Origin of the sequence: Peribacillus asahii (assembly GCF_003570725.1) — a bacterium.
GTDB classification, from domain to species: Bacteria; Bacillota; Bacilli; order Bacillales; family DSM-1321; genus Peribacillus; species Peribacillus asahii.
In genome coordinates, this window is record NZ_QWVS01000026.1 from 63,912 (window position 1) to 88,782 (window position 24,871).

Below are 24,871 nucleotides of genomic sequence, written 5' to 3' on the forward strand. Positions count from 1 at the left end.
TAGTCCGCTCACGCTGAATCTCTTATGAATAGGGGAGAGAAAAGATGAAAAAATTTGCAGTTATCGTATTATCGGTTATTCTATTTTGTATATTAAGTACCGGAGTTACAGCGAACACTGCCTCACAGAATTTATCAGATGCAAATGCGATAAAAATAGCAAATAACGCTAGCATTCATTTTTGGAATGCGTTATACGGATATAAAAAGACTCCATGTTTACAAAAGACATTTACTTATAAAGGCACACAGTATTCGTATCTTTGTAAAGAATTTAATACAAAAGATAAACTCGTTAAATACTTATCAGAAACATTTACTAATAGTGCGATACAAAAAGGGTTAAAAGATTATAGATATATTACGTATAAAGGAAAACTAGCTAGACCTGTCGGCGATGGATTCGGCATGCTGGAATGGAAGAAAGCAAAAGTGAAATTGATTGATAAAAAACAAAACGTTCGTTCATATAAATTCACTGTACCTACTGTTGATGGTGATAGTGTGAAACGTACGGTTACTTTCTACAAATCAGGGTCGAAGTGGAAAGTAAACAAGTTCGATGCAGTTCAATAAATGAAAACCTCTTAAGAAGGCGATTTTCCGCTCAGTAATGAATGGAAAATCGCCTCTTCATTATGTTCTTTTTTCATCAATTGTATTACGGTATCGGTTTTAAATATAGCAAAAAAGCTATCGTTTTGAAAAAAGTTCAATCAAAGTACTGCAATTTTTCTAAGCTATTTATTAAAATAAGTAAGCATTCGTTGAACTAATTTATAATTAGAACAATTTCGGTCATAAATGGCACCGAACGATAAGGAAAAATTAAAGGGATAACCGATTAGCGGTATTGCTTTAATTCGGCCACTCTCAATATATGGATCGTCTTCAATCATCGTTTTTGATACAACGCTAACGCCAAGTCCAGCTGCTACGGATTTTTTAATTACTTCCGGATTAGATGACTGAAATATAATGGATAGCTGCTTGTATTTCTCTTCGAATCCTTTCGTTAAGCTACTATAAAAATGTTCTCCAAATAAAATAAAGGACTCATCTAGTACATCTTGCAATTGAATCTCCGAGCGTATCGCAAGAATTGATTTTGCTGATACAAGCAGATGAAAATGACTTTGTTGATTTAGTGGATGATAAATTAGCTGATTGTCTAACGATTTCGATTCATGTGTTAATGTGATAAAACCAACGTCTGCTTTTTTTTGCTCAATTGCTTTTAACACTTGATTATTTTCCAGTTCTGAAATTGCGTAATGTACGAGTGGAAAATCTTTTTTAAAACTTGCCAATGCCTCTGGCAGCAGCGTCATAAAAATACTTGGAATGGTAGCGATTGTTACTTTTCCTGAGAAAGTTTCTGTTTTGGATTGAATGTCCATTTTAAGTTCATTTGATTTTTGCAGAATCTCCATTAACTTTGGAATAATCCAAAGTCCATCTTCGGTCGGCGATGTTCCATTTCGGGAACGTTTAAATAACTGAACACCTAGTTCTTTTTCAAGCATCGCAATTGACTGGCTAATAGCTGATTGTGTGACATGCAATTGTTGTGATGCGATGGACATCGATTTATTTTCGACAATTGCTTTAATATAATCCAGCTGTTCAAAATTCATGTCTGCCTCCGTCTATTAGTATAACTAATATTAAATATCATTAATGTTAATTATACATTAAATTAAATTAACTTTATAATGAATTATCCGTTTTAATAAAGTATTTATAGAAAGTGTGGAGACTGAATTGGACCGACCAAGAATTTGGACAAAAAATTTCTTGTATCTTTGTGGTAGTAATTTTTTAATCGGCATGATGTTTTATATGCTAGCTACAGTTTTACCCTTATATGTTCAATCTGGAATGCATGGCAACCAACAACAAATGGGATTAATTATTACGGTATATGTAATCGGTAGTGTACTGGCACGTATCTTTTCTGGTTTATGGGTAGACTGTTTCGGTAAAAAGAAAATGGGTGTCATCGGATTTGCTATATTTTTTATTGCTACGATTTCCTATTTTGGTGTAAAAGATGGGATTATTTTATTTTTAATTGTCCGTTTTATCCACGGTATGAGCTATGCCGTTGCTTCAACAGCTACAAACACAGCTGCCATTTCTGTCTTACCCGCTTCTCGTCAAGGTGAGGGGATTGGATATTTTAGTATGTTTATCAGTTTAGCTATGGTTGTTGGACCTTCATTTGGTCTGCTTTTATGGAAAAGTGAAAACATTTATTTGCTGCTAAGTGTAGTTTCTATTCTCTCTGCAATTGCATTTCTTTTAGTATTACGTGTTCAACTGCGGGAAACGAAAAAAACGGTTACACCGGTAAAGAAAAAATTAAAATGGCAGGATATTTTAGAAATCAAGGCGTTGCCGATTTCTCTCGTATCTTTTTTCTTATTTTTCTCATATAGTTCACTGTCAGGCTTTCTAGCACCCTATACGAAGGAACTTCATCAATCTTCTGTAACCGGGCTATTCTTTATTGTATATGCCTTAATGATTGTTGTGTTTCGTCCAGCAGTTGCTAAATTATTTGATCGCTTTAAGGAACATTATTTATTTTATCCTTCCATCATCGTTTTTACGGCTGGTATGTTTTTGTTAAGTCAGGCTCATTCGGTGGGGACTATTTTAATTTCGGGCATCATTATGGGGCTTAGCTACGGTATTTTGTATCCTTGCTTCCAAGGGCTTGCAATCAAACAATCACCTGCTGCCAGAAGCGGCGCTGCTACAGCTACTTTCTTTTTACTAAGTGATCTTGGATACGGTTTAGGTTCCTATTTCATGGGCTTTACTGCATTCATTAGTAGTTATCGAATAATGTATACATTTGCGGCTGTTATTTCACTAATCTCGATAGTTGTTTATTTTATTTTTCATCATATCCCAGAAAAAAAGCATCAATCTGTTTCAACGGAATTTTAAATTAATTGTCTCTCGTAATTGAAATAGTATTCATGCTGTATTTAAAATTATTGAACTTTAAAAGTTAAATAAACTGGTAGATAAAATAGCAAAGAAGCCTAATTTCTCAGCAGTGTTTGCGAGAAATTAGGCTTAGGCTTCTTTTATTTTAAAATAATTCGTCCTTGTACATCTGTTCTTTTCTTAACTGTTACATATTTAGTTTTACCTGTTTTTGATTTTCTGCCGTCGATGCTAACCCATTGTGCCATTTTTACTTTGTATGTTTTGTATTGATATCTAGTTTGAAATACTCCTGTTTTCCCTTTTGGAATACGTCTAGATACTGAGGTAGATAATGTGTTTTCTTTAGTAAAACCAGCTTCTAATCCTAATTCTACTGTTTTGACTGGTATTCCAGCACTTCCAGTAATGGAAAAGCTGCTTTTTGTAGTATAGCTTTTTTTCATAGTGCCAGGTCCAACAATCGTTCCCTTTTGGCTTGTCCAACTACCATAAGACGTAGATTGATAACTTGGTGTTCCACTTTGCATCCAATAAAAATAGGATGCTTCGTTACCGCTTAATGCTTGGGATTGAGAAGGATAAAATAACAATGCCGTTACTGTTAATAAAAGGGCTGTTACATATGAATATAATTTCCTTTTCACCAAAATTACCTCCATTTTTTAATGATATGTAAAATTCATAGTAAAAATATTATATTAATATTTTATTGGAATCAATAGGGAAAACATCCTAAAAGTACCTTAGTTTTAGAGTGAAAGGACTATTTTAGGAGACTTTTTAAAACTTTCTTAAATTGATACCAACGCTCCCTCGGGCGTTATTTTAATATTTAATCGGGATGGGAGTATCAATTTGATGTAGGGTTATCGAAATTGGAACTGGAACTAAGACTGTGCTAGCTCAAATTCTCGCCGAGAGACTTAAAATGGATATCAATCAAATTCATGTTCGAATGAAAGTCGATACCGAGACAACGCCAGAACATTGGAAAAGTGTTGGCAGCAGGGGGACATTTATGGCAGGTAGGGCTACCTTAAATGCCGCAGACGATGTGATTAACCAATTAAAAGAAGTGGCTTCATGTGTGTTAAGAGTACCAAAGGAAGATCTTGAAGTGGCCAATAGTCGGGTATTTTTGAGGGATAATCCATCCATTGGGCTCCATTTTTAAGATATTGGTTATGGTTATAAGTATCCAAATGGTAACTCTATTGGCGGTCAAATCATTGGCAGAGGAAAATATATATTACGCCATATCACGCATTTGGATCCTGAAACTGGGGCTGGGAAGCCTGGTCCGGAGTGGTCTGTTGCGGCATATGGGGTAGAGGTAGAATTTGATCGTAAAAATTATACGTATCGACTTGTTAATGCTGCGACGGTGGTGGATGCTGGCACAGGGTGATGAATGAAAAAACAGCGTTAGGTCAGGTTATGGGGGCAATGAGTATGGGGCTGGCATTCGCTGGGAGAGAAACCTTTTATTTTGATGATTTAGGGAGGGTGTTGAATTTGAAAATAGTGAATTTATTAATAACATTGATTGCTATTTTACTTGTTATATCTGGTTGCAGTACGCAAGTACCAAAAGAGGAAAATAAGGTAGGAGATATTTCAAGACATAGCGTATTTAATTTAGATGCTGAAACTATTAAAAGCTTAGAAAAAGGAATCATAAAAGGAACACCTTTAAGGCTTGATAACGATATTAAAATGAGCGATGTAGAAAGAATTTGGGGCAAACCAAACGAACATTTTGACCATGAAGACATTCAAACATATGGATATACAATTGAAAATCAAAATTTTATTATCAACGAAGATGAAATGAAAGAGATTTATTCAATTCAAGTTGAACTTGATTATTCAAAAGCTGAAATTTTGGAGATGATGGGAAAACCAACAAAACCCGGGAATATTTTTATTTATGAAAAAGAAAATTATATTATTCAATTTGAGAAATTCAATAATAAATGGCGACTAATTTTAAGAAAAAAATAGGATGTTTTTACATTTGTTTTCCTAATTGCACTAATGTACGGCTTCGTTGCAGTGCATTAACAACTAATAGCATAAAAAAACAAACTTTTTAATGACGGTTTGTTTTTCATCATGGTTTTTCTTTTCTTCTATAATATCGTATAATTTGGGCTTATTAGCGGAAAAGATTCGTTTTGGCAAGGTCAATGAGCTCGTTGCCGTGCCTGTTCAGGACGGCTTTCATCATCCAAAGGCTAAATCCATGCGCCTGTTCAAATGTGATTTTTGGTGGTAGAGCCAATTCCTGACGGTTCACGATAACATCAAGTAGGCACAGGTCCGTCATATTGAAGGGTACGCTGAATCGCTTCCTTCAGTTCTGCAGGATCTTCCACGCGAATTCCTTCAATGCCTATCGCTTGCGCCATCGTTGCAAAGTTGGGGTTATCAAGGGCGGTGCCTATTTCCAGGAGGCCGGCTGCTTTCATTTCAAGCTCAACGAAGCTGAACGCACCGTTATTGAATACGACCACTTTTACGGATAATTTATACTGTCGCAGGATGAGAAGATTGCCCATTGGCGCGGCAAGACCTCCATCTCCAGAAAGAGAAATCACCTGGCGACCTGGCTGGGCTATCTGTGCTCCAATAGCCTGTGGCAGGGCGTTTGCCATCGTTCCGTGAATAACCGCCTTTGTCCGTTCATTTGCAGATAACGGGCGGCCTAAAGTGTTGGGGTTCCGACATCGCATGTAAATACGGCATTCTCACTCGCCAGATCACTGACGGCTTTCGTTAGATAGTGAGGATGGATCGGTTTATGGCCGGGTTTTCCGATGGCAAGTTCGTCCAGATCATCACGGACTTTGCAATAGTGGTCTGTTAATCTCTTCAAGTGGCCTCCATCATGTGGCTCTGTTAGATAAGGCAGCAGTCCTTCAATGGTTGCCTTCACATCACCACACAGCCTGTAGATGATGTCGGTTCGGCGGCCGAGATGTCCCGGCTCGATACCGACCTGCAAAATTGTGGCATCTTTTGGATAGAATTGTCTGTATGGAAAATATTTTTCTCCTTCGTTATTTTTTGTATTTTTACCATGTTGCCGGATTTTATGCTGAATCAAAGGAATGGCGTGATTGTTCAGTTGTTGCCTCGACAAGGTTTGTATCTGTATTTAATATCCGCATCGATAAGGAAGAAAGTGTAAGGAGGATATCAATGAATCAGGCTGTCCCTGAATGGGTCTTGCTTTTAATAAATGTCCTCTCTTTTTAAAATCCCCTTAATTAGCTATGATTGGAAGTACAGTGAAAAAAGATGTTTTGTAGGGAAGGAGAAGGTGCTATGCCATTAGAAATCGTTCGAAATGATATTACAAAGATGAAGGTGGATGCGATTGTAAATGCCGCGAATACAGCACTGAAAATGGGTGGTGGTGTATGTGGTGCTATATTTCGTGCAGCAGGTGCCAGCGAGTTGCAAGAAGCATGCGATAAAATTGGTGAGTGCCAGGTTGGAGAAGCTATTATTACCGACGGGTTTAAGTTGGATGCAAAGTTTATTATTCATACACCAGGACCTATTTGGCAAGGTAGTTCAAATCAAGAAGCAACTCTGTTAAAGGCAGCTTACTATAACTCTTTGGAACTAGCAAAGAATTATCAATGTGAATCCATTGCTTTTCCATTGATTTCGACCGGCATATATGGTTATCCAAAAGAGGAGGCATTACAAATTGCGGTTTCCACTATCAGTTCATTTTTATTAAATCATGACATGTTTGTTTATCTAGTTGTTTTTGATAAGCAATCTTTCGGTTTAAGCAAGAAGTTATTTACATCGATTCATCAATATATTGACGAGCATTATGTAGAGGAAGTAGAAAGCAAATTTAATCGTAGTAGAAGAGAAGAACGATACATAATGGAACAATTGCAGGAAGTCGAAATTCTTCAGCAGGATCTATACGAAGAAGCAAACGCTTCTTTAGTAAACCTGTTGAACCAACTCGAGGAGTCTTTTTCCGAGCGGCTGCTTCGTTTAATTGATGAAAAAGGAATGACAGATGTTGAGACGTATAAAAGGGCGAATATAGACCGTCGATTATTCTCGAAAATCCGGAATGGAGTTGATTATACTCCAAAGAAGAAAACCGTTATTGCCTTTGCTATTGCTTTAAAGCTGAATTTAGAGGAAACGATGGAGTTACTCACTACTGCTGGTTATACCTTGTCGCGTAGTAGTAAATTTGATGTCATTATTGAGTTCTTTATTCAACAAGATAACTATAATATTCATGAAATCAATGAAGCCTTATTTGCTTTTGACCAGCCATTACTTGGTGCTTAAAATGTCGCTTTGACAGCGACCATTTTTTATTAAATCATTGTTAATCTAAGTTTATCAACGAACGGAGGATGACGATGATGAAAGGGAATTTAACAGAATTAGTTTTTATTTTAGATAAAAGCGGCTCCATGGCAGGACTTGAAGCGGATACAATTGGTGGTTTCAATGCGATGCTCAGGAAACAACAAAAAGCTGAAGGAGAAGCTTTTGTCACTACTGTATTATTCAATCATCTTTATGAATTATTGCATGACCGAATAAATGTAAAAGGTATATCTCCTATTAATGAAGAAGATTATGAAGTAGGAGGGACTACTGCTTTATTAGATGCTATTGGTTTCACCATTCAAAAAATAATTAATGTACAAAAGAGAACAAGTGAGGATGAACGTGCAGAAAAGGTACTATTCGTCATTACGACGGATGGGATGGAAAATGCTAGCCGTGAATACACAACGAATAAAATTAAAAAAATGGTGCAGCATCAAAAAGAGAAATATGGCTGGAGATTTATGTTCCTTGGCGCCAATATCGATGCCATCTCAACTGCTGCACAATTTGGAATCGATGAGGACTTCGCAGTTGAATACCATGCTGACCATATAGGAACGCAATTAAATTATGAAGCGGTGAATGAGGCTGTGGTAAACCTCCGAAGTGGCAAAAAGATTGATCGAAGCTGGAAAGAAGGAATTGAAAGAGATTATAATCGGCGCTCAAGGAATAAATAAAATACAAAAATGATGGTTGTGATTTTTTAGGAAGTAAAACTACCTTTTCATGACCCTGAAAAATTTTGAATAGCCAATTTTAAAAATAAAATACTACCACAAAGGAATTTAATATTTTAGTATAGAGCTCTTCTCGTTTTTTAGAGAAGGGCCATTATTGTTTACTTCATGAGAAACATAAGATTTAGGTAACTTTTTAATCCCCCTAATAATAGACGGTCTCCAGATTTGAGTTCTGAATCATCATGTGTTTTTTTATATAACTACAAATATTATTTCATGTCATTTAAAACAATCACCCTTAAATATATTTCTATTAATCTTTGCTCAATTTTTTTAGGGCATCCCCATTTGCTTGGATGGCTTTTTCAAAACTAGAATGTATTTTTTCTTTTCGAGATGTTTGAGTTTTATTTACTGATGAATTTCCCTTATCTTTTCTGTTATTAGACATTTTCGCACTACCTTTCTCCTAAACCCCTTTATTATTAACTAGGTTAAATTAGCATAAATATTCAAAAAATAGTTGTCAAATCATATAGATTAAAATATAATCAAATTATCGAATGATATAAAATATAACATGTATATGAGAGGTAGGACAACATGACTCAAACACTTATTTCAAATATAACGACAGAGACTGCAGTTTTAGAACAAATCGAAGAGACAATTAAAGAAAAAAATGTTGAACTACTACACTTACAATTTGTAGATATTGAAGGAATCTTAAAGCATATCACGGTAACATCTGAACAATTAGAAGATGTAGTAGAAGGTAAGATGATGTTTGATGGTTCTTCTATTACAGGTTTTTCACCTATTAATAAATCAGATCTATATCTACAACCAGATTTAGCTACATTTGCTGTTCTTCCTTGGACGGTAGAAGAAGGGTATTCAGAGGCACGATTCTTATGCTCTGTAAAGAACCCTGATGGGACTCTTTTTGAGGGAGATACAAGAAATGTACTAAAGAAAACAATGGAACGCGCAGCTGATAAAGGGTTTACGATTTCAGTAGGACCTGAGTTAGAGTTTTTCTTATTTAAAACAGATGAAAACGGATATGCAACTCGAGAACTCGGCGATAAAGCAGGTTATTTCGAACCATCACCACATGATCTTGGAGAACGTGTTCGTTTAGAAATCTACCGTGCTTTAAAAGCGCTAGGCTTTACGATTGAAGCATCTCATCATGAGGTAGCAGAAGGGCAACATGAACTTAGCTTTAAATATGCAGATGCACTAACTGCAGCAGACCGATCAACTACGTATAAATGGGTCGTGAAGACCATTGCAAAGAAATTTGGATTGCATGCTACATTTATGCCAAAGCCAGTATTCGGAATCAACGGTTCTGGTATGCACGTAAATATGTCATTCTTTGAAGGAAGCGAAAATGCATTCTTTGATCCTTCAGATGAGTTGCAGCTATCTGAAAAAGCGTATCAATTTATTGCAGGGCTACTAGAAAACGTGAAGAGCTTTGCGGCAGTAACAAACCCGTTAGTAAACTCTTATAAACGCCTAGTGCCTGGTTACGAGGCACCTTGTTACCTTGCTTGGTCTGCTTCTAACCGTTCAGCACTTATTCGTATTCCAGCGAAAAAAGGTCTTGCGACACGTGTAGAATTACGCTGTCCAGATCCATCAGCCAACCCTTACTTAACGTTCGCGGTCATTGCTTCTGCAGGTTTAGATGGAATCGAAAAAGGACTAGAAGCACCAGCTCCAATTAATGAAGATATCTTCCATATGACAGAAGAAAGAAAAGCGGAACTCGGAATTGACAACTTACCTGGCAGCTTAAAGGAAGCAATCAGTGAATTAGAATCAAGCGAATTTGCTTATAAAGCATTAGGCGGTCACGTATATAACGAATATGTTTCTCTCAAAAAAGCAGAATGGGATAGCTATCGTACAGCTGTTCATTCATGGGAAATTGAAAACTATCAATCTAAATTCTAAACTATTCAAAGCCTTGGTACTTTTAGTATCGGGGCTTTTTTTTATGTCGGGCGATTTAAATAGTTTTCCGCCGATTTTTACAAATGCCCGATTTTATTTAAAAAAGTAATTATTTGAGTACATTTTTCGTGTAATCTCCCAATTTATTTAATGTGCTCTCTTTAATTAGTTCTGAATGGTGACCACTTGTACATAGAGCATCCAGAGAATATTTATCCAGAACTTGAAGAGCTAGCGAAGAACTATAAATCTCGTATCGTGGCTTATGTAAAATAAACTGTGGACAAGATTATTAATTTCTATTTGGGCATCGAGTAAGATATGAACGGAAAAATAAATGATTGGCTTAACCGTGACGGTGAGGCCACCAAGATGGTTATGGAATTGACTATTGAACTTTCATATAACGAATGGAATAAAATATCGGAGTCAATTTGCAATTATAAGAATACAGTAATAGATAAATTGTCTAAAGAAATTCTTGAACGAGCCAGGGTTTATTTTAAGAATGGAGCAGTGATGAGATGAAAGGATTTATAGAAATATTAGAAAAGCATTATAACTCTTCGCGTTTAATAAATATAAATAAAATCATATCTGTTTTAGATGATCAAATCTTTGTTGAATATCCAACAGGTGTAGAAATAATTAGACATGAAGGGACTTATGAGGAAATTAAACAAAAAATTCAAGAAGCTGTGGAGTCCTAATGTGAGCGCTATTCATTACCAGGGGGAAGCAAAGGATTACTATCGGATGCTACTACACTATAAAGCTAGTAAAAGGTCCGAGCATAAACGTTACAACGCTACGATTATCTACGCCAGGACTGTTATGACAAGGAGACTATCAAGCTAGCCGATATGGTCCATCACATTAAAGAGCTTGCAGATTATCCACGCTTGTCATAACAAACAACATCCCGAGAAGGGAAAGAAGAAAGCGAAGACTGTTAGTAAAAAAAATAATTTCTTCAAAAAGAAATCCGGAGATAACCTGATGCATATCTTTTCAAAAACAGACAGGAGTGAGTGAAGATGAGTGACAATAAAACAGTTGTGTCAGGTGGTATCTCATTCGGATGTGCGTTGGCTATTTGCGTATCATGGAGTATTCATAAATCAATATTGTGGGCAATCATTCACGGTTTTTTCAGTTGGTTCTATGTAATTTATTATGCGATTACTAGATAGTCCCCCTGCCTTTCAATTCAAAAATTTTCTCATTTGGGGACCATCGTTTGTACCACGATGTAATTTTTTTATGAAAGGGGGGACATAAATTATGGCCGTACCAACTGCAAAGAAAATCAGAGAATATCTAGGTGAATCATATCAAGAGTCAGATGAAGAATTGATTAAATTGTATATCGAAACACATGATTTTTACTGTCGTTTACAAAAAGAAATGAAGAAAAAAGACCTTATGTATGAATATATAAATAAGGCAGGGGCGGCAAATGAAAAGCTGGAACGAGCTTGAGGGTGACTATACCATTAAGAGTGACCGGGAGTTGCGTGTGAAGGGACCAATATGCTAGTATCGAATACAGCTTTCTATTATTGCGATATATCTCTTTTTTTATTTTTTCTTTAATAAACACGTTTTTAACATTTTGAAAGTGGGTATGAACAGCATGGAAACTATTTCCGAGATATCACAGAAACCGAAAACGGATAATGAAATACTTTTTATAGGAAATACCGAAGATGAGATTTCGTTTGTGAATAGCAAAATCAATTTTGTTGGTAAAGGAAATCGGTTAATTATTGAACGTGGGGCCAAAATTAAAAATGCAACGCTAAATTTTAATCGTAACAACTCGCTCATCATCATTGGGAAATCAAATCATAATGCAATGATGAGCGTCAGTGTTTGGAATGCTAATACATTTTTCCTTGGTCGCAATTATTCATTTAATGGAGCTGCGAGATTTATTCTCTCTGAGCGAAAGAACCTGTTCATCGGTCATGATAATATGTTTTCAAGTGATGTAGTCGTTCGTTTGGCAGATCCACATTTAATCTATGATGGAACAACTCGAAAACGGATTAACCCAACAAAGAGTGTGTATTTAGGTGACCACATTTGGATTGGGCAGGACGTGATGATTCTAAAAGGAGTAGAAGTTGGTACAGGTTCAATTTTAGGTGCAAGGTCACTCGTGACAAAATCATTCCCATCAAATGTAGCAATTGCAGGAAGTCCTGCACGTGTGGTGCGGAAAGATGTTTTTTGGGCACGTCCGTCTGTCCATGCATATACTGAAAAAGAAACGATGGATTCACAAGAGTTTCCAGATGGACGTTTTGTTTATACATCAAAAGGCTCGACAGAAAAACATTTTGCAAAAATTGAAGAACAGCTAAATATCGCAACTTCTGTAGAGGAGAAGACTGCTATATTAACATCTTATCTTGATGTAACAAGTAAGAATCGTTTCTTTATTCCAGTGCCTCCTGAGAACAAGAAAACATTTATTGACTGAATCTTTCGTAAAGGAAGCAAGGAGTAAATGAATAAATTTATCCAAAAAAATAAATCAAAACTCTGAGTTGCTTTCATTATTCTATTTTGAAGGGCTCTTTTTGATGTTGAATTTGCAAACTCAAAGGATTTACTCTCTCCAACTCTGAATCACTGAGTAAAAGAGAAGATACAAAGGAAAGGGTGAATAATGATAAAGGGATTTGATTGTGCAACTAAATTAACACTAACAACGGCAAAAAGATTGAGAAGTGAAGGGTTTGAATATGTGGCCCGATACTTGGGGAATAGTTGGAAGTCGTTTGATAAAACAGAAGTAACGGTAATCAAAGAAGCGGGTCTTAAATTAATCAGTATCTTTCAAAAGAGTGCTAATCACGCTGCCTATTTTACAGAAACACAAGGAATTGCTGATGCTGAAGAAGCAATGAAATATGCTGCAGCTGTTGATCAACCAAGAGGAACGGCCATCTATTTTGCAGTAGATTTTGATTCTCAGTCGTCACATACCAAAGCAATTCGTATCTATTTTAATGCAGTAAGAAAAACGTTGAAGGACTATAAATTGGGAGTATATGGTTCATACACAACCATTCAAGCTGTGAAGGGGTTAGTTGATTATTATTGGCAGACATACGCATGGTCTCGGGGAGAAGTAGCGGACTTCATCCATATGCACCAATATGAAAATGATGTAAAGGTGGCAGGTGTTGCTATTGATCGAAATACTATCAAAAAGTCACCTGGTCATTGGAGGGAAGGAGAGAAGAAAGAAACTGTTGTAAAATTAAATCAAACAGAAGTTACATTCATTATAAACACGTACACCGTAAAAAGTGGCGATACTTTAAGTGCTCTTGCAAAAAAGTGGGGAACAACAGTTAAACGATTACAAGAATTAAATGAAATTAAGAATGTCAATTTAATTAAAGTTGGTCAAATAGTGAAATATGAAAGTAAAGCTGAGGCTAAATCCATCAATTAAAGATATTGATTTAATTTATACAAATCAAAAAATAAGAGTGAAATAAAAATAATGATGACTAAGCGGGGATAAGGTGAAGTTAAACTGTCCAAACGACAAAGAAAATTATGTATTACGTTATGATCAATTAAGGGAACAACGGTTGTCTGTGTGTAAAAAAACTTTCGACCCGTACGCTCCTTCAACGGTGGCGTCAAGTTTCTTATATAGTGAAGAACTCCACAGTTTGCGCCGTGTGCGTTACCGTGGAGCCTAGAAAGTGAAAATACAAGTTTTAAACTTCTATCATACAAAACTTAAAAAAGTGGGGTAAATTCTGCTTACTTAGGCCAACTGGTCTATATCTAATCTATAAAATCATAGAAGCAATCGTTTAAGAAAACAAAATCTCTTTTGATAATGATTTAATATTAGTATCACTGTTAATAACAGCGCCGAAAAACAATATTGGGAATAACTATTACTATTCTTTTAATATACGTTTTGCTCCTACATAACGGTCTTTCCAATACTTCGTGTTAAGTGATTGGTATTTAACCCCTTTTGACGTTGCAGCTAAGAATTTATCGTTCCCATCATAAATACCAACGAATGATACCTCTTTGCCATTAGTATTAAAGAAGATTAGATCGCCTTGTTTTAGTTGGGATTTTTTTACGTGTGTCCCTAATTTATATTGAGCTTTTGATGAATGAGGTAAATGAATCTTCGCAGCAGAAGTCTTGAATATATACTGTGTATATCCTGAAGCATCAAATCCAGTTTTAGGAGTATTACCACCCCATTTGAATTTTGTTCCAATAAAACGTTTACCTACTTCAACTACTTCCTGTCCCCATGAAACGGAGGCTTCCGCTTTAAATAGAGGGGTAAATAAAAGAGTAAATCCCATAATTAAAGAAGTTAGGAGTATCAAAAGATTTTTTGGTAACCGGATAGACGTTAACATTAAAATTCCTCCATTTTAAATAAATTTATTTTGTGCATACATACTTAAACATGATTGGAATTACCGATTTTTAATTTTTATTAATGTATTGCATGATTGAATACATACTACAAAGAACGAATTCTACCTTCACAAGAATTTAAACTACTTTCGTTTCAAATGCGGACTAGTACCGGCGCTGACAATTTTAAATTCCATTTCTCCTGTGTTTTCAATTAAGAAGAACATTTGGTTCTTCCCTTTGTTTAGTGAACCTTTGTAGTTTGGAGCTAATTCAACGTCAAATGTTGCCGCAAATTCAACTTGTTTCTCGTTTCTAGCCAATTCAGTTAATGTACGAACCTCTAGTTTTGTTATTCCTTGTTTGAACATATCAACGTCTAAGATATGTGGCTTTGTGAATTGGGCTTTAGAAACATTTGTATCTACGAATAAGTACTTAAAGAAGATAAAGGCTGGGTTTATATTAAATGGGATATCTAGATTAATCGTTACTAAAGATGGTGCTTTACTAATTTTCCAGCCTTTACTCTTAACGTATCGGAAGGAAACATTAAATTGCTCATACTGCCCCGTGTCTCCAACTGGGACCGTTAATTTATAAATTTTCTCTTTCCCTATTGTTGAGTCATATTTTGCCTTAGCTTTATTCCATTGAAGGAGAGATCCGCCGTCTGCTTCTACTTGAGCTAATTTACCTTTATGAACAATGATTCCTTTATCCTTGATGTATTGTTCAGCATAGTCTGTTGTTACGCTCTTTGTTAAATAGTTGATTAATTCCTTCTTCGTATCGATATCTTTCGATAAGTAACGATAGGTTTTATTCTTATATCTAAATGTCTTATACTCTCCTTCCTTATAGTTTCCACCACGAGATATATAGCTATCTCTCTTCAGCCATTGGGCCACTTTTTTTATGACCAGATCATTCGTAATTTTTTGTTGAATTTCTACAGTCACCACTTTTGATGCTTCATTTTGTTTGGAAAATGCTTCTCCCGTTTGTAAAAATGAACTTGTGAAAATGGCTGTTGCTAACCCGGCCATTAAGTACTTTTTCATTTTATTACCTCCAATTTGTTCTGTTTGATTTGGTATGTCTTCATCATATTCCTTTTTAAACTTTGATAAGTTACAAAATGGTTAACAAAAAGTTGAAAAAAGGTAACAGTTTTTCGTGCCGAATAGGGAAGAGGAAAACAGAAAAAAGTGACATCTGGAGTAGATGCCACTTTAGAGAGAAAGAGGACTAGAGGAGATTCTCCAGCCTGCTTCTGTTTTTCGGAAAGAAATGTGGATTACTTCAAAGGATAAACTATTCGCCAGTGGAACTCTTAAATCGTATTGTTTTTCTGAACCAAGATCTCTAGCTTGGATTACGCTTGCTTTAGGGTAAGTTAATAGGGAACCTCCGTCTGCATTTGGCTGGGCAAGTCTTTTATTATGTTCAATGATGCCAGCCGTATCGATATAGTCTTGAATTGCGTCGGTTGTAAATGAGCTAGAAAGATAGTCTATAAGTTTTTCATGTGTGTTAATGTCCTCGCCTAAAAATCGATATTCCTTTTGTTGGTAGGTGAAAGTTTCAAGTGTTTCAGATTTAAGTTCACCCCCAATATTTACATGTGTAATTTGTCTGTAGGCCTCGGTTATCTGATTGATTAATAATGTATCCTCGGTGTTCACGTATTTTGGAAAAGGAGCCCCAAGTCGGATACTAGCACTAATATCATTCATCACGTTTGAGGCTTGATTAAATGTTTTGTACAATAAATTATCTTGATCTTCTATAAAGGGGTTTTCGCTACTCAAACGAATCATATACATTAAATGTTCGGTTTCAAGAATAATAGGAAAGGGTAGTTCTTCTCTTGAAGTAAAATCTTTTGAATGAATTTCGATGGAGAAAAGAAGCCCTTTTTTCTTTTGATCTGTAATATAAACATTTACTATATACTCATTTGAGACACCTTCTTGATCTTCAATAGAAATCATTGGAGCTAGTTGCTTAGGTATGTTTATAGTTAAGTCTGCATAGGGAACATAATATTGTACATCTTGATTTCCCCGGCTTTCAATTTGAGCCTCAATTGTTTTTTTTAGCTCGTCATACTGATTGAAGGGAGGGACAACCGTACTAAGGGTCATTCCTTTATTAATAGCATGTAAGGCAGACTCTGGTTGTTTCGCTTTGACTAAGGAGTCAGCTAAATAATACCAGTAGTGTGCTGCATCTGGTACAGCCTTAGCTCTTTGCTGAAAGTAGTCTGATACTTTTAAAAAATAGGAGGGGTAAAGAGTTTTATCTGAGACAAATGTTCCTTGATTCCATTTTACCACATCGACTTTGTATACATCATCGAACTCTCTTTTCCAAATGGCTAAACGAAATTGCGCCTGAGATTCAATTAGTTCAAGCTCATGGTAATTTAACTGGGTAATCTTTACGAAGTGATTGTCGCTCCACTTATAAATATCAAGAACATTTCCCGCTGATACTCCCATTTTCCAACCGATTAATAATTCAGGAATTCCGTCCCCGTCAATATCAGTGGCACTTCCCCAGCTTATTTCATAACCATTCCCACTAAAATTCACCAACGGACTCCACTGTTGTTCCTCTTTATGAAGAACAACAGCACCGACTTTATTTGCTGTAACATTTGATTTATAAAAGGTAACGGCTTCATTTTCCCCATCGTCATTAAAGTCAGCTTGTATAATAGAGTTACTGCTAACCGGGTCATTGGGAACCGTTAAAGAGGAACCTGTGGGAATAAAATTCTTCACATTCTGATACAATGATTTCGTACTTTGACCTGAAGCAAGATTCTGTTGCGGAGATTGTATAAGACTTGCCGGCTCGGGGAAAAAGTTGCAGCCTCCAAGCAAGAGCGTGCTCGTTATCAAGATTTTACTTCCTAAAAGTTTTTTTTGAAGCATGATTTATCCTCCATTTCTCCTTCTATCAAACATTTTTTATATAAAATATACATGTCAAAGAAAGAGAAATCTTTATAAAAAGGTTAACAATTGCTACATACTGGTTACTCACTCAAGTATTTTTGATAAGTGGCAGCTTTATCTCCGCAGTTGTTCCTTGTCCAACTTCACTCATAAGATTCAATGTTCCATCATGAGCATTGATAATTTCTTGGCATATGGACAGACCAAGTCCAGTTCCAGAGGCTTTTGTTTTTCCTTTGAAAAATTTCCCCTTAACTAATTGGAGTTCCTCCATTGGGATTCCTGCTCCCGTATCAGATACTTGAATTTGCGCACATGATTCATTAGCCTTGAGGAGGACCAAAATTTCCCCGTTAATGGGGGTGAATTTTAATGCATTGTCGATAATATTAATGAACACCTGTTTCAGCCGATTTATATCAGCCTTTGTTTCAAGTGTCTCTTCATATTTTTCCTTTAGGTGAACTCCTTGTCGTTCTGCACGTGGTCTTAGTTGATTGACGACCTGATGAAGAAGATCATTTAGGGAGACTGTTTCAAATGAATATTTTACATTTCCTGCAGAAAGATTAGATAAATCTAATAAATCTCCTAGTAGAAAGGATAGACGATCACTTTCATTTGAAATAATATCAAGCCCTTCTTGAAAGAAAGGATCATCTGCCATCGAGTGCAAGGTAATGGCCCAGCCTTTGACTGATGTAAGCGGGGTCCTTAATTCATGAGAAACGGATGCAATAAACTCATTTTTCAATCGTTCATGGCTCTCTACTTCTTCAGCCATATAGTTTAACGTATCAGCAAGCTTTCCTAATTCATCGTTGTTTTTCTTTGAAATTCTTACAGAAAATCTACCAGATGCCATTTGTTCGGCTGCAACCGTAATCATTTTTAACGGTTTCGTGATTGTATTTGCTAAAAAATAACTAATGCATGTAGCCAACACAATAACAAAACAACCAATGGACAACAGCAGGACCATTCCTTGCTTAAACGTACTATTAATCTGTTCCATAGATGTCGTTAGTCGGATTGCTCCCAAGATATTATTATCTAGCTTAATGGGTTGAGTAACAGACATCAGCTTTTCACCATTAGAAACGCTATAAGAACTACCAGGAATACCGTTTAAGGCACTGATTACGTCTTCTGATGTTTTCAGATTTTTATTGTCGCTTTTATGGGTATCGGCGACTACTTCACCTTTTGGGTCAATGATTTGTACTTGTGCATCTACGAATAAGTTGTAGCGCTGAAGAAGGATAGGGGCTTCGGTCAAGAATGTTTCTTTATTAATTGTCTGTTCATAAAAGGAAGTAAACATCGTTCCTTGATCTAATAAAGTATCTTTTACTCCATTGACATAATAAAAGCGAAGAGCTGTTAAGATAAAAAGTTCAAACATCAATACGGTTAAGATGATTAGCAATAAGTAGCTCCATACTAAACGTGTTGTTATTCCTGATTTCATTCCGTTTTATCCTTTTCTTGAAAACAATATCCATATCCCCATGAGGTTTTTAAGTAGGTGGGATTAGAAGGATTCTCTTCAATTTTTTCTCGAAGTCTTCGTATATGTACATCCACCGTTTTAGGGTCTCCAAAGTAATTGACGCCCCAAATATTGTCTAATAGATCATTTCTAGTGATGGGTTCATTCACTTTTTCAAAGAACAGCTTCATTAACTGAAATTCTCTAGCGGTCAATTTTAATAGTTTGCCAGATTTATAAACCCTTTGTGTCTTTATCTCTAAAAGGAATGGACCTATTTCAATTTTTTCTTGGGTGACTGGTTGGTGACTTTGTAAGGTTCGTCTTAGTACAGTGCGTATTCTTGCGATCAATTCTAGTGGATTAAAGGGTTTGACTATATAATCATCTGCTCCAATCTCAAGCCCCGTGATTTTATCCATATCTTGACCGCGAGCGGATAAAATAATGATGGGTAATTGTGGATTGATTTCTCTCATTTTCGTACAAATCTCGAATCCATCCATATCGGGAAGCATTAAATCTAAAATGACAATGGTAGGTTTATCTTCTTTAACAAGCTGTAGTGCCGATTTTCCCTCACTAGCTTCCAGTACCTCAAAGTTTGATCTTTGTAAATTAAATGCAATCAGCTTCCTTATTGGTGTTTCATCTTCTACAATCAACACTGTCCCTTCTGTCATATTCATAACCTCACAATTTTTAAATATATTAATAATTATATTTTTACACTTACTGGTAATTTTGGAAATAAAAAAATAAAACCATATAAAACTAAATTGATTTTCTAATATCAATATATCCCACCCATTTAGTTGGCGAAACAGTACCGTGTATTACGGTATTTTGTCTGTTTAATAAGTTGAACATATATAATATTTTATGTTTTAATTTGCACGGATATTTCTTTTGATGAATGATGATTATTTAAGATGAATACACAATGACCAAATAAAAAGGTAAACATGGGGAAAGATAAGTTGTAAATAAAGCTTATAGACTGAATATGACAATAAAAAGTGGGTTCCTTTAAAAAGGAGGAAATAAAATGACAGAAGACAAAACAGTAGGTAAGAGTGAAATTAAAAAGGCGGAGGTAGGAGAAACTATTCAAGTAATAAAAGGTGAACAGAAAGGTAAGAAGGGAGAAGTTTTAACAGTGCGAGAAAACTCTGTGATTGTCAAAGTTGGAATAAAACCACAAACAGATGAACCGATAAAAATAGTGGTTAATCATAAAAATTATAAATGTATAAAATAAAGCAGCAAGTATAGTATCCATTGAATTGGACATGCACTTTGAACTAATATCGAGTATGTAAAAGTTAGAGAAAATATAGTATTAAACGATTGGACAATCATTACATATTAGTTAAAAACCGTGCACCTATCATTTATAGAAACAACCAAGCGTTACTTATGGAAGCTAGCTCTAATTAGGTTGCCCCACGGCACATCGAAATCACTACTTATGGCTGCTTCCTTCCAGACCTGACCAATTTCGTAGGTTTCCATTGCGTAGGACCCAATTGTCAACACTGCTTTCACAAGGCAGACCTCACATGTTCCTACCTCAAATAGGAGTTCAACCCCGCTATGGCGGATTGCGGGTTACAGGGCACCGCCAACTCCCCATCTAGCACGGTATGTATAGGCTAGACTATATTCTATGTGAAAAACGGCACACTTGAAGAGATTTATCCCTAGTTGACCGATTATCTTATTTCTAATAAGAGCTACAACCGAACGATAATGGTTATTGCTATTTAGCATAAGCGCATTGATGAATTCGGCTCATGAAATGGCTATAAGCCAGGTTTTGTTCCTGTGTGCTAATAACGATGCCAATCTCGCACAACCAGGTGCAGTCATATAACTATTGATTTATTCAATCAATCCATCCTTTTGGTTGATTATTCCCGCCGGATGGTGCCCCTACCTAAATTTGGGTTGCTCGCTCTTGGGGTTTACCTCGTTCCACTTCTTCCGTTTCCAGAAGAATTCGTCACTGTGGCACTTTAAGGTTACTCTCAGCATATCCCTGTTGGACTTAGCGTGATTTCTCCGCCGTCAGCAGATACGAAGTCTGCTGCCCACCTTTACAGATGGCAAGAACACTCCGGGCATCTCAGCACCGGGCGAGCCTGGACTTTCCTCAACTCATGTGAACCATGAGCCGCGACTACTCACCATTTCATGTTTATGTGTTCATCGACTACGAAAGTAAATTTATCATAAATGGACGGAAGACGTCATTAGTTTACCGCCACCATTTGTGGGATATTTAGGATGAAACCATTAGAATCCTCCGTATTTCAAGGTGGGAGATGAATGACCGCCTTCCTTGTGTAATATAAAAGACTATATGTATATTAAAAGCATTGTATTTATTGGTGAAATAAGGATATTTTTGTATACTATATGTATGGAAAATAAAGCAAATCTTAAACGTGCTAGAACTTGTGTAATTTATGGAAAATGGTACTAGAATATTTCAAGGGGGAGGAGGGACATTCATGGGTCAAAAATTATTGTTTGAAAGAGAAGGGAATATTGAATGGATTACTTTAAACAACCCTGCTAAAGCAAACTGTTTATCGAGAGATATGCTAATAGATCTTATTGAACATTTGCAAATGTTAAAGAATAATGAACAAGTAAGCGTTGTCATTATAACTGGCAGCGGAGAGAGGTCATTTTCAGCAGGAATGGATGTCAATGAATTTGTAGGTCTAACTCCACAAACTGGATATGAACTTATTTCTTTATTAAAGCAGGTATGTGAATTGGTTCGTAAAATTCCACAAGCTGTAGTTGTAGCTATAAACGGCTACTGTATAGGAGGGGCAATGGAAATTGCAATGGCAGCCGATATTCGAGTAGCTACCAAAGATGCAATTTTTATCATGCCGGAGATAAAGTTAGGTATTCCATCTGTTTTAGATTCTGTTTTGCTCCAACAGCATATTGGGTTAAGCCGCGCAAAAGAGATGCTGCTTACAGGTGATGCTGTCAGTGCAGTGGAAATAAATCAGTTTGGTTTTTTGAATGCACTGGTAGAATTATCTGAATTGAAAGCAACTGCTGAATTTTTTGCACACAGAATTGCTATAAATCATAGAGTTACTATTAAACAGCAAAAAGAACTTTTTGAAACGTGGCAGAATACTTCACTCGATACTGCGATCCAAGATAGTATGAACCAATTTGCTTTATCGTTTAGTACGGGTGTTCCTCAGGAAAAGATAGCAGAATTTTTTGCGGCAAAACAAAAATAATTCCCGGAATAATTTTGAAAACTTTGATTGGGTGTAGTGATTAATTTCTGCCAAATGGACAAGATTTTGTAAGGCTATTTTAAAATTAAGTCGTATTGATTTTTACTAGTTTAAGGCATATTAGCTCTGCTCATTCGAGTGCTTTGGGAGCATAACAATGTGAAAAGTTAAAAAAAGTCCCAAGTGATTTCACTTGGGACGAAAATAAGATCGTGTTTACGATTTTATTCTTAGTTTATTCCTTCTCTAGTGTCGTCAGGGATGGTCTACGTAGGAAATAACTTTATTTGTGGCAGTTTGGAATCTAATGCTAATAGTGAGCTTCCATTTAAGAGTAGTTGGATAGTGATGATTAGTAAAGCCGTGTCAAACTCGAATCCACTCAGAAAGCCACTGTCTAGCTTCACGAATAAGATCTCGCTCAGCATGATGCACGTCATTAGAACAGTAGTAAAGATTCTTGTTCCCAAACCTAAAATTTCTTCTAGTTTTTTATGATTGGAAAGTACAATCAATGTCTCGAATCTCTTCTGCTGTTAATCGCACATCTAATGTTTTTAAATTATCTAGCACTTGTTCCGCTCTCTTTGCACCTGGAATCACAACGTCGATGGAAGCGCGTGTTAAATACCAAGCTAAGACGATATGGGCAACGTTTGTTTGTTTAGCATCAGCAATTTTACGTATTTTTTCTACTTTTTCTAAGTTTTGTGCAAATGCCGCTCCTTGCAAATGCGGCATTTGTGAACGAAGGTCATTGAATACCATGTCTTTATTGTATTTACCTGCTAATATGCCAGCTGCTAGAGGGAAGTAAGGTATAAATGAAATATTCTGCTCTGCTGTATAAGGGAGTAATTCTTTTTCCGCAGATCGTTGTAATAAATTATATTCACCTTGATAAACATCGACATACCCGTCTGTATTCGCTTCTTTTAACTGATCCATTGAGAAGTTAGAAACACCAATCGCTCTAATTTTTCCTTCGTCTTTCAATTGTTTTAATGCACCAACCGCTTCATCTTTTGGTGTATCGTTATCTGGAAAATGGATATAAAATAAATCGATGTAATCCGTCTGCAGACGTTTTAAGCTCTCCTCAACAGCCTGTTTTAAAAAATGCGGAGAATTGTCGATTACAACATCTTGTCCAACAAATTTATGTGCACCTTTGGTGGCAATAACCATGTCGCTGCGTTTTCCTGTTTCTTTCATGACTTCTCCTACTAATTCTTCAGAACGCCCTGGTCCGTAAATGAATGCTGTATCTAGAAAGTTAACCCCGTGATTAATTGCAGCTCGTACTAACTCTTTTCCTGCCTCTTCATTTAAATTAGGATAAAGATTATGACCTCCGACAGCATTCGTTCCAAGTCCAATCGGATTGACATATATATCTGTTTTTCCTAATTGTGTTTGCTTAATCATTTTCATTCCTCTTTTCACATTTTTTATTTTGCAGACAAGTTAAACAACTATAGTAAAAAATAAATTATTTCATTTTTAGGAAAAATAATAGATTGCTTCATATATTTTACACCTTTCTATTTATACTATACTACATATCTATTTATTAATAATAATTTATTATAAACTTACTTTACGAAATTAATTTATATAAATAAATTAATTTACATAAGGTAAATTGAAAGAATAAAGAAATGAAAAAATGAGTTAGGAAAAGTTATATAAAGTGCAGTTTTAGGACTTATTGTCTTTATTCATGGGGTGTCGAAGTTTCAAGGGGAAAACAGATAAGCGGTGTGAAAGATGGGTTTTTTGGAAAAGATATTTGGGAAACAAACGAAGGAGGAAAAAACAATGACTGATAAATTAAACATTGGAATTATCTTAGGAAGCACACGTCAAGGGCGTGTAAGTCCACAAGTAGGAAAATGGGTAAAAGAAATTGCGGACAAACGTGGAGATGCAAATTATGAAATAGTAGATATTGCTGATTTTAATTTACCGTTCTTAGGGACAACTGATGGGACGGAACCGGGAATTGCAGCTTGGAATGAAAAACTTGCGAATTTAGATGGATTCGTGTTCATTGTTCAGGAGTATAACCACAGTATTACAGGAGCATTAAAAAATGCCCTTGATTTTGCGCGTGAAGCATGGAACAACAAAGCGGCCGGTATCGTTAGCTATGGGTCTACTGGTGGTGCTCGTGCAGCAGAACATTTACGTGGAATTTGCGGTGAGTTAAAAATTGCGGACGTTCGTGCACATCCAACATTGTCTTTGTTTCTAGATTTTGAAAATGGAACTGATTTCAAACCTCAAGCCTTACATCTAGATAATGTAAATGCGATGCTTGGTGAAGTTGTGGAATGGAGTGGAGCCTTAAAAACTTTAAGATAAAAAATAGAAATTAGGGAGAATGGAGTGACAATTATGAAGATTGCAGTTATTGGGGCGAGCGGAAAAGCAGGACAGTTTATTTTAAAAGAAGGAATCGGACGAGGGCATCAAGTCACAGCTGTTGTTAGAGATGCGTCGAAGCTTACAGAGAAAAACGGGGCTAAAAAACAGCTTCTTTAAATATAGTTAAACTTGCTCAATTTTACTTTTCATTGAGCAAGTTTTTTGAATTATAGGCATTGAACTGTTGGTAAGCTTATCGTAAAATATAAATAGGATCATTTGTTCGTGTAGAAGGAGGTGAAAATGGTGAGTTTGGTATTTAATCGTAAGATTGAAATGT

The 24,871-nt window shown here is 36.0% G+C and carries 22 protein-coding genes, 2 other RNA genes and 3 pseudogenes; 15 read left to right on the plus strand and 12 right to left on the minus strand.

All coding sequences use genetic code 11. The features are described 5' to 3' along the window. The first annotated feature begins 44 nt into the window (after positions 1–44). Positions 45–575, plus strand: a complete 531-nt coding sequence (locus tag D1953_RS14125) for an IseA DL-endopeptidase inhibitor family protein (RefSeq protein WP_119117838.1) — start codon at positions 45–47, stop codon at positions 573–575. Between the two features lie 164 nt (positions 576–739). Here D1953_RS14125 and D1953_RS14130 read toward each other — a convergent pair whose 3' ends face one another. Further along, complete coding sequence (locus D1953_RS14130) at positions 740–1,636, minus strand: LysR family transcriptional regulator (RefSeq protein WP_119117839.1); 897 nt, start codon at positions 1,634–1,636, stop codon at positions 740–742. A gap of 127 nt (positions 1,637–1,763) precedes the next feature. Here D1953_RS14130 and D1953_RS14135 point away from each other — a divergent pair, with 127 nt between their 5' ends. Beyond that, positions 1,764–2,957 (plus strand): MFS transporter, encoded by a 1,194-nt coding sequence (locus tag D1953_RS14135; RefSeq protein ID WP_119117840.1) that lies wholly within the window; start codon positions 1,764–1,766, stop codon positions 2,955–2,957. A 143-nt stretch (positions 2,958–3,100) separates the two neighbouring features. On the opposite strand, the gene D1953_RS14140 is transcribed toward D1953_RS14135, so the two are convergent. Then, positions 3,101–3,607, minus strand: coding sequence for a hypothetical protein (locus tag D1953_RS14140; protein ID WP_119117841.1), 507 nt, complete (start codon positions 3,605–3,607; stop codon positions 3,101–3,103). A gap of 151 nt (positions 3,608–3,758) precedes the next feature. On the opposite strand from D1953_RS14140, the pseudogene D1953_RS14145 reads away from it, so the two are divergent. Continuing rightward, positions 3,759–4,478: pseudogene (locus D1953_RS14145) on the plus strand (molybdopterin cofactor-binding domain-containing protein); the annotation flags it as partial. A 643-nt stretch (positions 4,479–5,121) separates the two neighbouring features. On the opposite strand, the pseudogene D1953_RS14150 reads toward D1953_RS14145, so the two are convergent. After that, positions 5,122–6,009, minus strand: a pseudogene (locus D1953_RS14150) (thiamine pyrophosphate-dependent enzyme); the annotation flags it as partial. 284 nt (positions 6,010–6,293) lie between these two features. Between D1953_RS14150 and D1953_RS14155 the strand changes: the two are divergent. Beyond that, a complete protein-coding gene (locus D1953_RS14155; protein ID WP_119117842.1) occupies positions 6,294–7,298 on the plus strand; it encodes a macro domain-containing protein in 1,005 nt (334 codons plus the stop codon). Positions 7,299–7,375: 77 nt separating this feature from the next. Then, positions 7,376–8,029: a vWA domain-containing protein gene (locus D1953_RS14160; protein WP_119117861.1), complete on the plus strand. Its 654-nt coding sequence runs from the start codon at positions 7,376–7,378 to the stop codon at positions 8,027–8,029. A gap of 316 nt (positions 8,030–8,345) precedes the next feature. Here D1953_RS14160 and D1953_RS21315 read toward each other — a convergent pair whose 3' ends face one another. Continuing rightward, the gene (locus tag D1953_RS21315) at positions 8,346–8,483 is read right to left on the minus strand and encodes a hypothetical protein (protein ID WP_182480616.1); all 138 of its coding nucleotides are present in this window, start codon (positions 8,481–8,483) and stop codon (positions 8,346–8,348) included. A gap of 152 nt (positions 8,484–8,635) precedes the next feature. Between D1953_RS21315 and glnA the strand changes: the two genes are divergently transcribed. The 6 genes from glnA (at position 8,636) to D1953_RS21730 (ending at position 13,472) form a co-directional block, all read left to right on the plus strand. Beyond that, entirely contained in the window at positions 8,636–10,000 is a 1,365-nt protein-coding gene (gene glnA, locus D1953_RS14165) for a type I glutamate--ammonia ligase (protein ID WP_119117843.1), read from the plus strand. A 524-nt stretch (positions 10,001–10,524) separates the two neighbouring features. Further along, positions 10,525–10,710, plus strand: coding sequence for a hypothetical protein (locus D1953_RS14175; protein ID WP_119117844.1), 186 nt, complete (start codon positions 10,525–10,527; stop codon positions 10,708–10,710). 327 nt (positions 10,711–11,037) lie between these two features. Next, positions 11,038–11,193 carry a hypothetical protein gene (locus D1953_RS21320; RefSeq protein WP_182480617.1) on the plus strand — a complete coding sequence of 52 codons (156 nt, stop codon included), beginning with the start codon at positions 11,038–11,040 and terminating at the stop codon, positions 11,191–11,193. A gap of 91 nt (positions 11,194–11,284) precedes the next feature. Next, the gene (locus tag D1953_RS14185; protein ID WP_245980143.1) at positions 11,285–11,482 is read left to right on the plus strand and encodes a hypothetical protein; all 198 of its coding nucleotides are present in this window, start codon (positions 11,285–11,287) and stop codon (positions 11,480–11,482) included. Between the two features lie 154 nt (positions 11,483–11,636). Next, positions 11,637–12,488 carry an acyltransferase gene (locus tag D1953_RS14190; RefSeq protein WP_182480618.1) on the plus strand — a complete coding sequence of 284 codons (852 nt, stop codon included), beginning with the start codon at positions 11,637–11,639 and terminating at the stop codon, positions 12,486–12,488. Between the two features lie 189 nt (positions 12,489–12,677). Then, positions 12,678–13,472, plus strand: a complete 795-nt coding sequence (locus D1953_RS21730; RefSeq protein ID WP_119117846.1) for a glycoside hydrolase domain-containing protein — start codon at positions 12,678–12,680, stop codon at positions 13,470–13,472. 463 nt (positions 13,473–13,935) lie between these two features. Here the strand turns inward: D1953_RS21730 and D1953_RS14200 are convergent, their stop codons facing one another. From D1953_RS14200 to D1953_RS14220, 5 genes are all read right to left on the minus strand, one after another. Then, positions 13,936–14,421: a C40 family peptidase gene (locus D1953_RS14200; RefSeq protein ID WP_119117847.1), complete on the minus strand. Its 486-nt coding sequence runs from the start codon at positions 14,419–14,421 to the stop codon at positions 13,936–13,938. Between the two features lie 144 nt (positions 14,422–14,565). Continuing rightward, complete coding sequence (locus D1953_RS14205) at positions 14,566–15,486, minus strand: DL-endopeptidase inhibitor IseA family protein (protein ID WP_119117848.1); 921 nt, start codon at positions 15,484–15,486, stop codon at positions 14,566–14,568. Between the two features lie 171 nt (positions 15,487–15,657). Next, positions 15,658–17,367 (minus strand): DL-endopeptidase inhibitor IseA family protein, encoded by a 1,710-nt coding sequence (locus tag D1953_RS14210; RefSeq protein WP_119117849.1) that lies wholly within the window; start codon positions 17,365–17,367, stop codon positions 15,658–15,660. Between the two features lie 112 nt (positions 17,368–17,479). After that, a complete protein-coding gene (locus tag D1953_RS14215) occupies positions 17,480–18,862 on the minus strand; it encodes a sensor histidine kinase (protein WP_119117850.1) in 1,383 nt (460 codons plus the stop codon). Then, entirely contained in the window at positions 18,859–19,566 is a 708-nt protein-coding gene (locus tag D1953_RS14220; protein ID WP_119117862.1) for a response regulator transcription factor, read from the minus strand. Before D1953_RS14220 ends, D1953_RS14215 begins: the two co-directional genes overlap by 4 nt. Before the next feature lie 365 nt (positions 19,567–19,931). On the opposite strand from D1953_RS14220, the gene D1953_RS14225 reads away from it, so the two are divergent. Then, a complete protein-coding gene (locus D1953_RS14225) occupies positions 19,932–20,144 on the plus strand; it encodes a DUF2187 family protein (protein ID WP_119117851.1) in 213 nt (70 codons plus the stop codon). Positions 20,145–20,262: 118 nt separating this feature from the next. On the opposite strand, the gene ffs is transcribed toward D1953_RS14225, so the two are convergent. Both ffs and rnpB read right to left on the minus strand, forming a co-directional pair. Then, positions 20,263–20,528, minus strand: an RNA gene (ffs, locus tag D1953_RS14230) — signal recognition particle sRNA large type. Positions 20,529–20,686: 158 nt separating this feature from the next. Then, positions 20,687–21,077, minus strand: an RNA gene (gene rnpB, locus D1953_RS14235) — RNase P RNA component class B. Positions 21,078–21,399: 322 nt separating this feature from the next. Between rnpB and D1953_RS14240 the strand changes: the two genes are divergently transcribed. Then, the gene (locus D1953_RS14240; RefSeq protein ID WP_182480619.1) at positions 21,400–22,161 is read left to right on the plus strand and encodes an enoyl-CoA hydratase/isomerase family protein; all 762 of its coding nucleotides are present in this window, start codon (positions 21,400–21,402) and stop codon (positions 22,159–22,161) included. Positions 22,162–22,653: 492 nt separating this feature from the next. On the opposite strand, the gene D1953_RS14250 is transcribed toward D1953_RS14240, so the two are convergent. Further along, positions 22,654–23,589, minus strand: a complete 936-nt coding sequence (locus tag D1953_RS14250; protein ID WP_119117854.1) for an aldo/keto reductase — start codon at positions 23,587–23,589, stop codon at positions 22,654–22,656. A gap of 342 nt (positions 23,590–23,931) precedes the next feature. Here D1953_RS14250 and D1953_RS14255 point away from each other — a divergent pair, with 342 nt between their 5' ends. Both D1953_RS14255 and D1953_RS14260 read left to right on the plus strand, forming a co-directional pair. Further along, entirely contained in the window at positions 23,932–24,528 is a 597-nt protein-coding gene (locus D1953_RS14255; protein ID WP_119117855.1) for an NADPH-dependent FMN reductase, read from the plus strand. A 33-nt stretch (positions 24,529–24,561) separates the two neighbouring features. Next, positions 24,562–24,684 (plus strand): annotated as a pseudogene (locus tag D1953_RS14260) (NmrA family NAD(P)-binding protein); the annotation flags it as partial. Between the last annotated feature and the right edge of the window lie 187 nt (positions 24,685–24,871).

Bases quoted from the DNA above. Each gene is read 5' to 3' on its own strand.
- D1953_RS14130 (WP_119117839.1), bottom strand. From the start codon at position 1,636: ATGAATTTTGAACAGCTGGATTATATTAAAGCAATTGTCGAAAATAAA.
- D1953_RS14240 (WP_182480619.1), top strand. From the start codon at position 21,400: ATGGGTCAAAAATTATTGTTTGAAAGAGAAGGGAATATTGAATGGATT.
- D1953_RS14185 (WP_245980143.1), top strand. From the start codon at position 11,285: ATGGCCGTACCAACTGCAAAGAAAATCAGAGAATATCTAGGTGAATCA.
- D1953_RS14205 (WP_119117848.1), bottom strand. From the start codon at position 15,486: ATGAAAAAGTACTTAATGGCCGGGTTAGCAACAGCCATTTTCACAAGT.
- D1953_RS14255 (WP_119117855.1), top strand. From the start codon at position 23,932: ATGGGTTTTTTGGAAAAGATATTTGGGAAACAAACGAAGGAGGAAAAA.
- D1953_RS14200 (WP_119117847.1), bottom strand. From the start codon at position 14,421: ATGTTAACGTCTATCCGGTTACCAAAAAATCTTTTGATACTCCTAACT.
- D1953_RS21730 (WP_119117846.1), top strand. From the start codon at position 12,678: ATGATAAAGGGATTTGATTGTGCAACTAAATTAACACTAACAACGGCA.
- D1953_RS21315 (WP_182480616.1), bottom strand. From the start codon at position 8,483: ATGTCTAATAACAGAAAAGATAAGGGAAATTCATCAGTAAATAAAACT.
- D1953_RS14125 (WP_119117838.1), top strand. From the start codon at position 45: ATGAAAAAATTTGCAGTTATCGTATTATCGGTTATTCTATTTTGTATA.
- glnA (WP_119117843.1), top strand. From the start codon at position 8,636: ATGACTCAAACACTTATTTCAAATATAACGACAGAGACTGCAGTTTTA.
- D1953_RS14190 (WP_182480618.1), top strand. From the start codon at position 11,637: ATGGAAACTATTTCCGAGATATCACAGAAACCGAAAACGGATAATGAA.
- D1953_RS14175 (WP_119117844.1), top strand. From the start codon at position 10,525: ATGAAAGGATTTATAGAAATATTAGAAAAGCATTATAACTCTTCGCGT.
- D1953_RS14160 (WP_119117861.1), top strand. From the start codon at position 7,376: ATGAAAGGGAATTTAACAGAATTAGTTTTTATTTTAGATAAAAGCGGC.
- D1953_RS14225 (WP_119117851.1), top strand. From the start codon at position 19,932: ATGACAGAAGACAAAACAGTAGGTAAGAGTGAAATTAAAAAGGCGGAG.
- D1953_RS14210 (WP_119117849.1), bottom strand. From the start codon at position 17,367: ATGCTTCAAAAAAAACTTTTAGGAAGTAAAATCTTGATAACGAGCACG.
- D1953_RS14250 (WP_119117854.1), bottom strand. From the start codon at position 23,589: ATGATTAAGCAAACACAATTAGGAAAAACAGATATATATGTCAATCCG.
- D1953_RS21320 (WP_182480617.1), top strand. From the start codon at position 11,038: ATGAGTGACAATAAAACAGTTGTGTCAGGTGGTATCTCATTCGGATGT.
- D1953_RS14215 (WP_119117850.1), bottom strand. From the start codon at position 18,862: ATGAAATCAGGAATAACAACACGTTTAGTATGGAGCTACTTATTGCTA.
- D1953_RS14220 (WP_119117862.1), bottom strand. From the start codon at position 19,566: ATGACAGAAGGGACAGTGTTGATTGTAGAAGATGAAACACCAATAAGG.
- D1953_RS14155 (WP_119117842.1), top strand. From the start codon at position 6,294: ATGCCATTAGAAATCGTTCGAAATGATATTACAAAGATGAAGGTGGAT.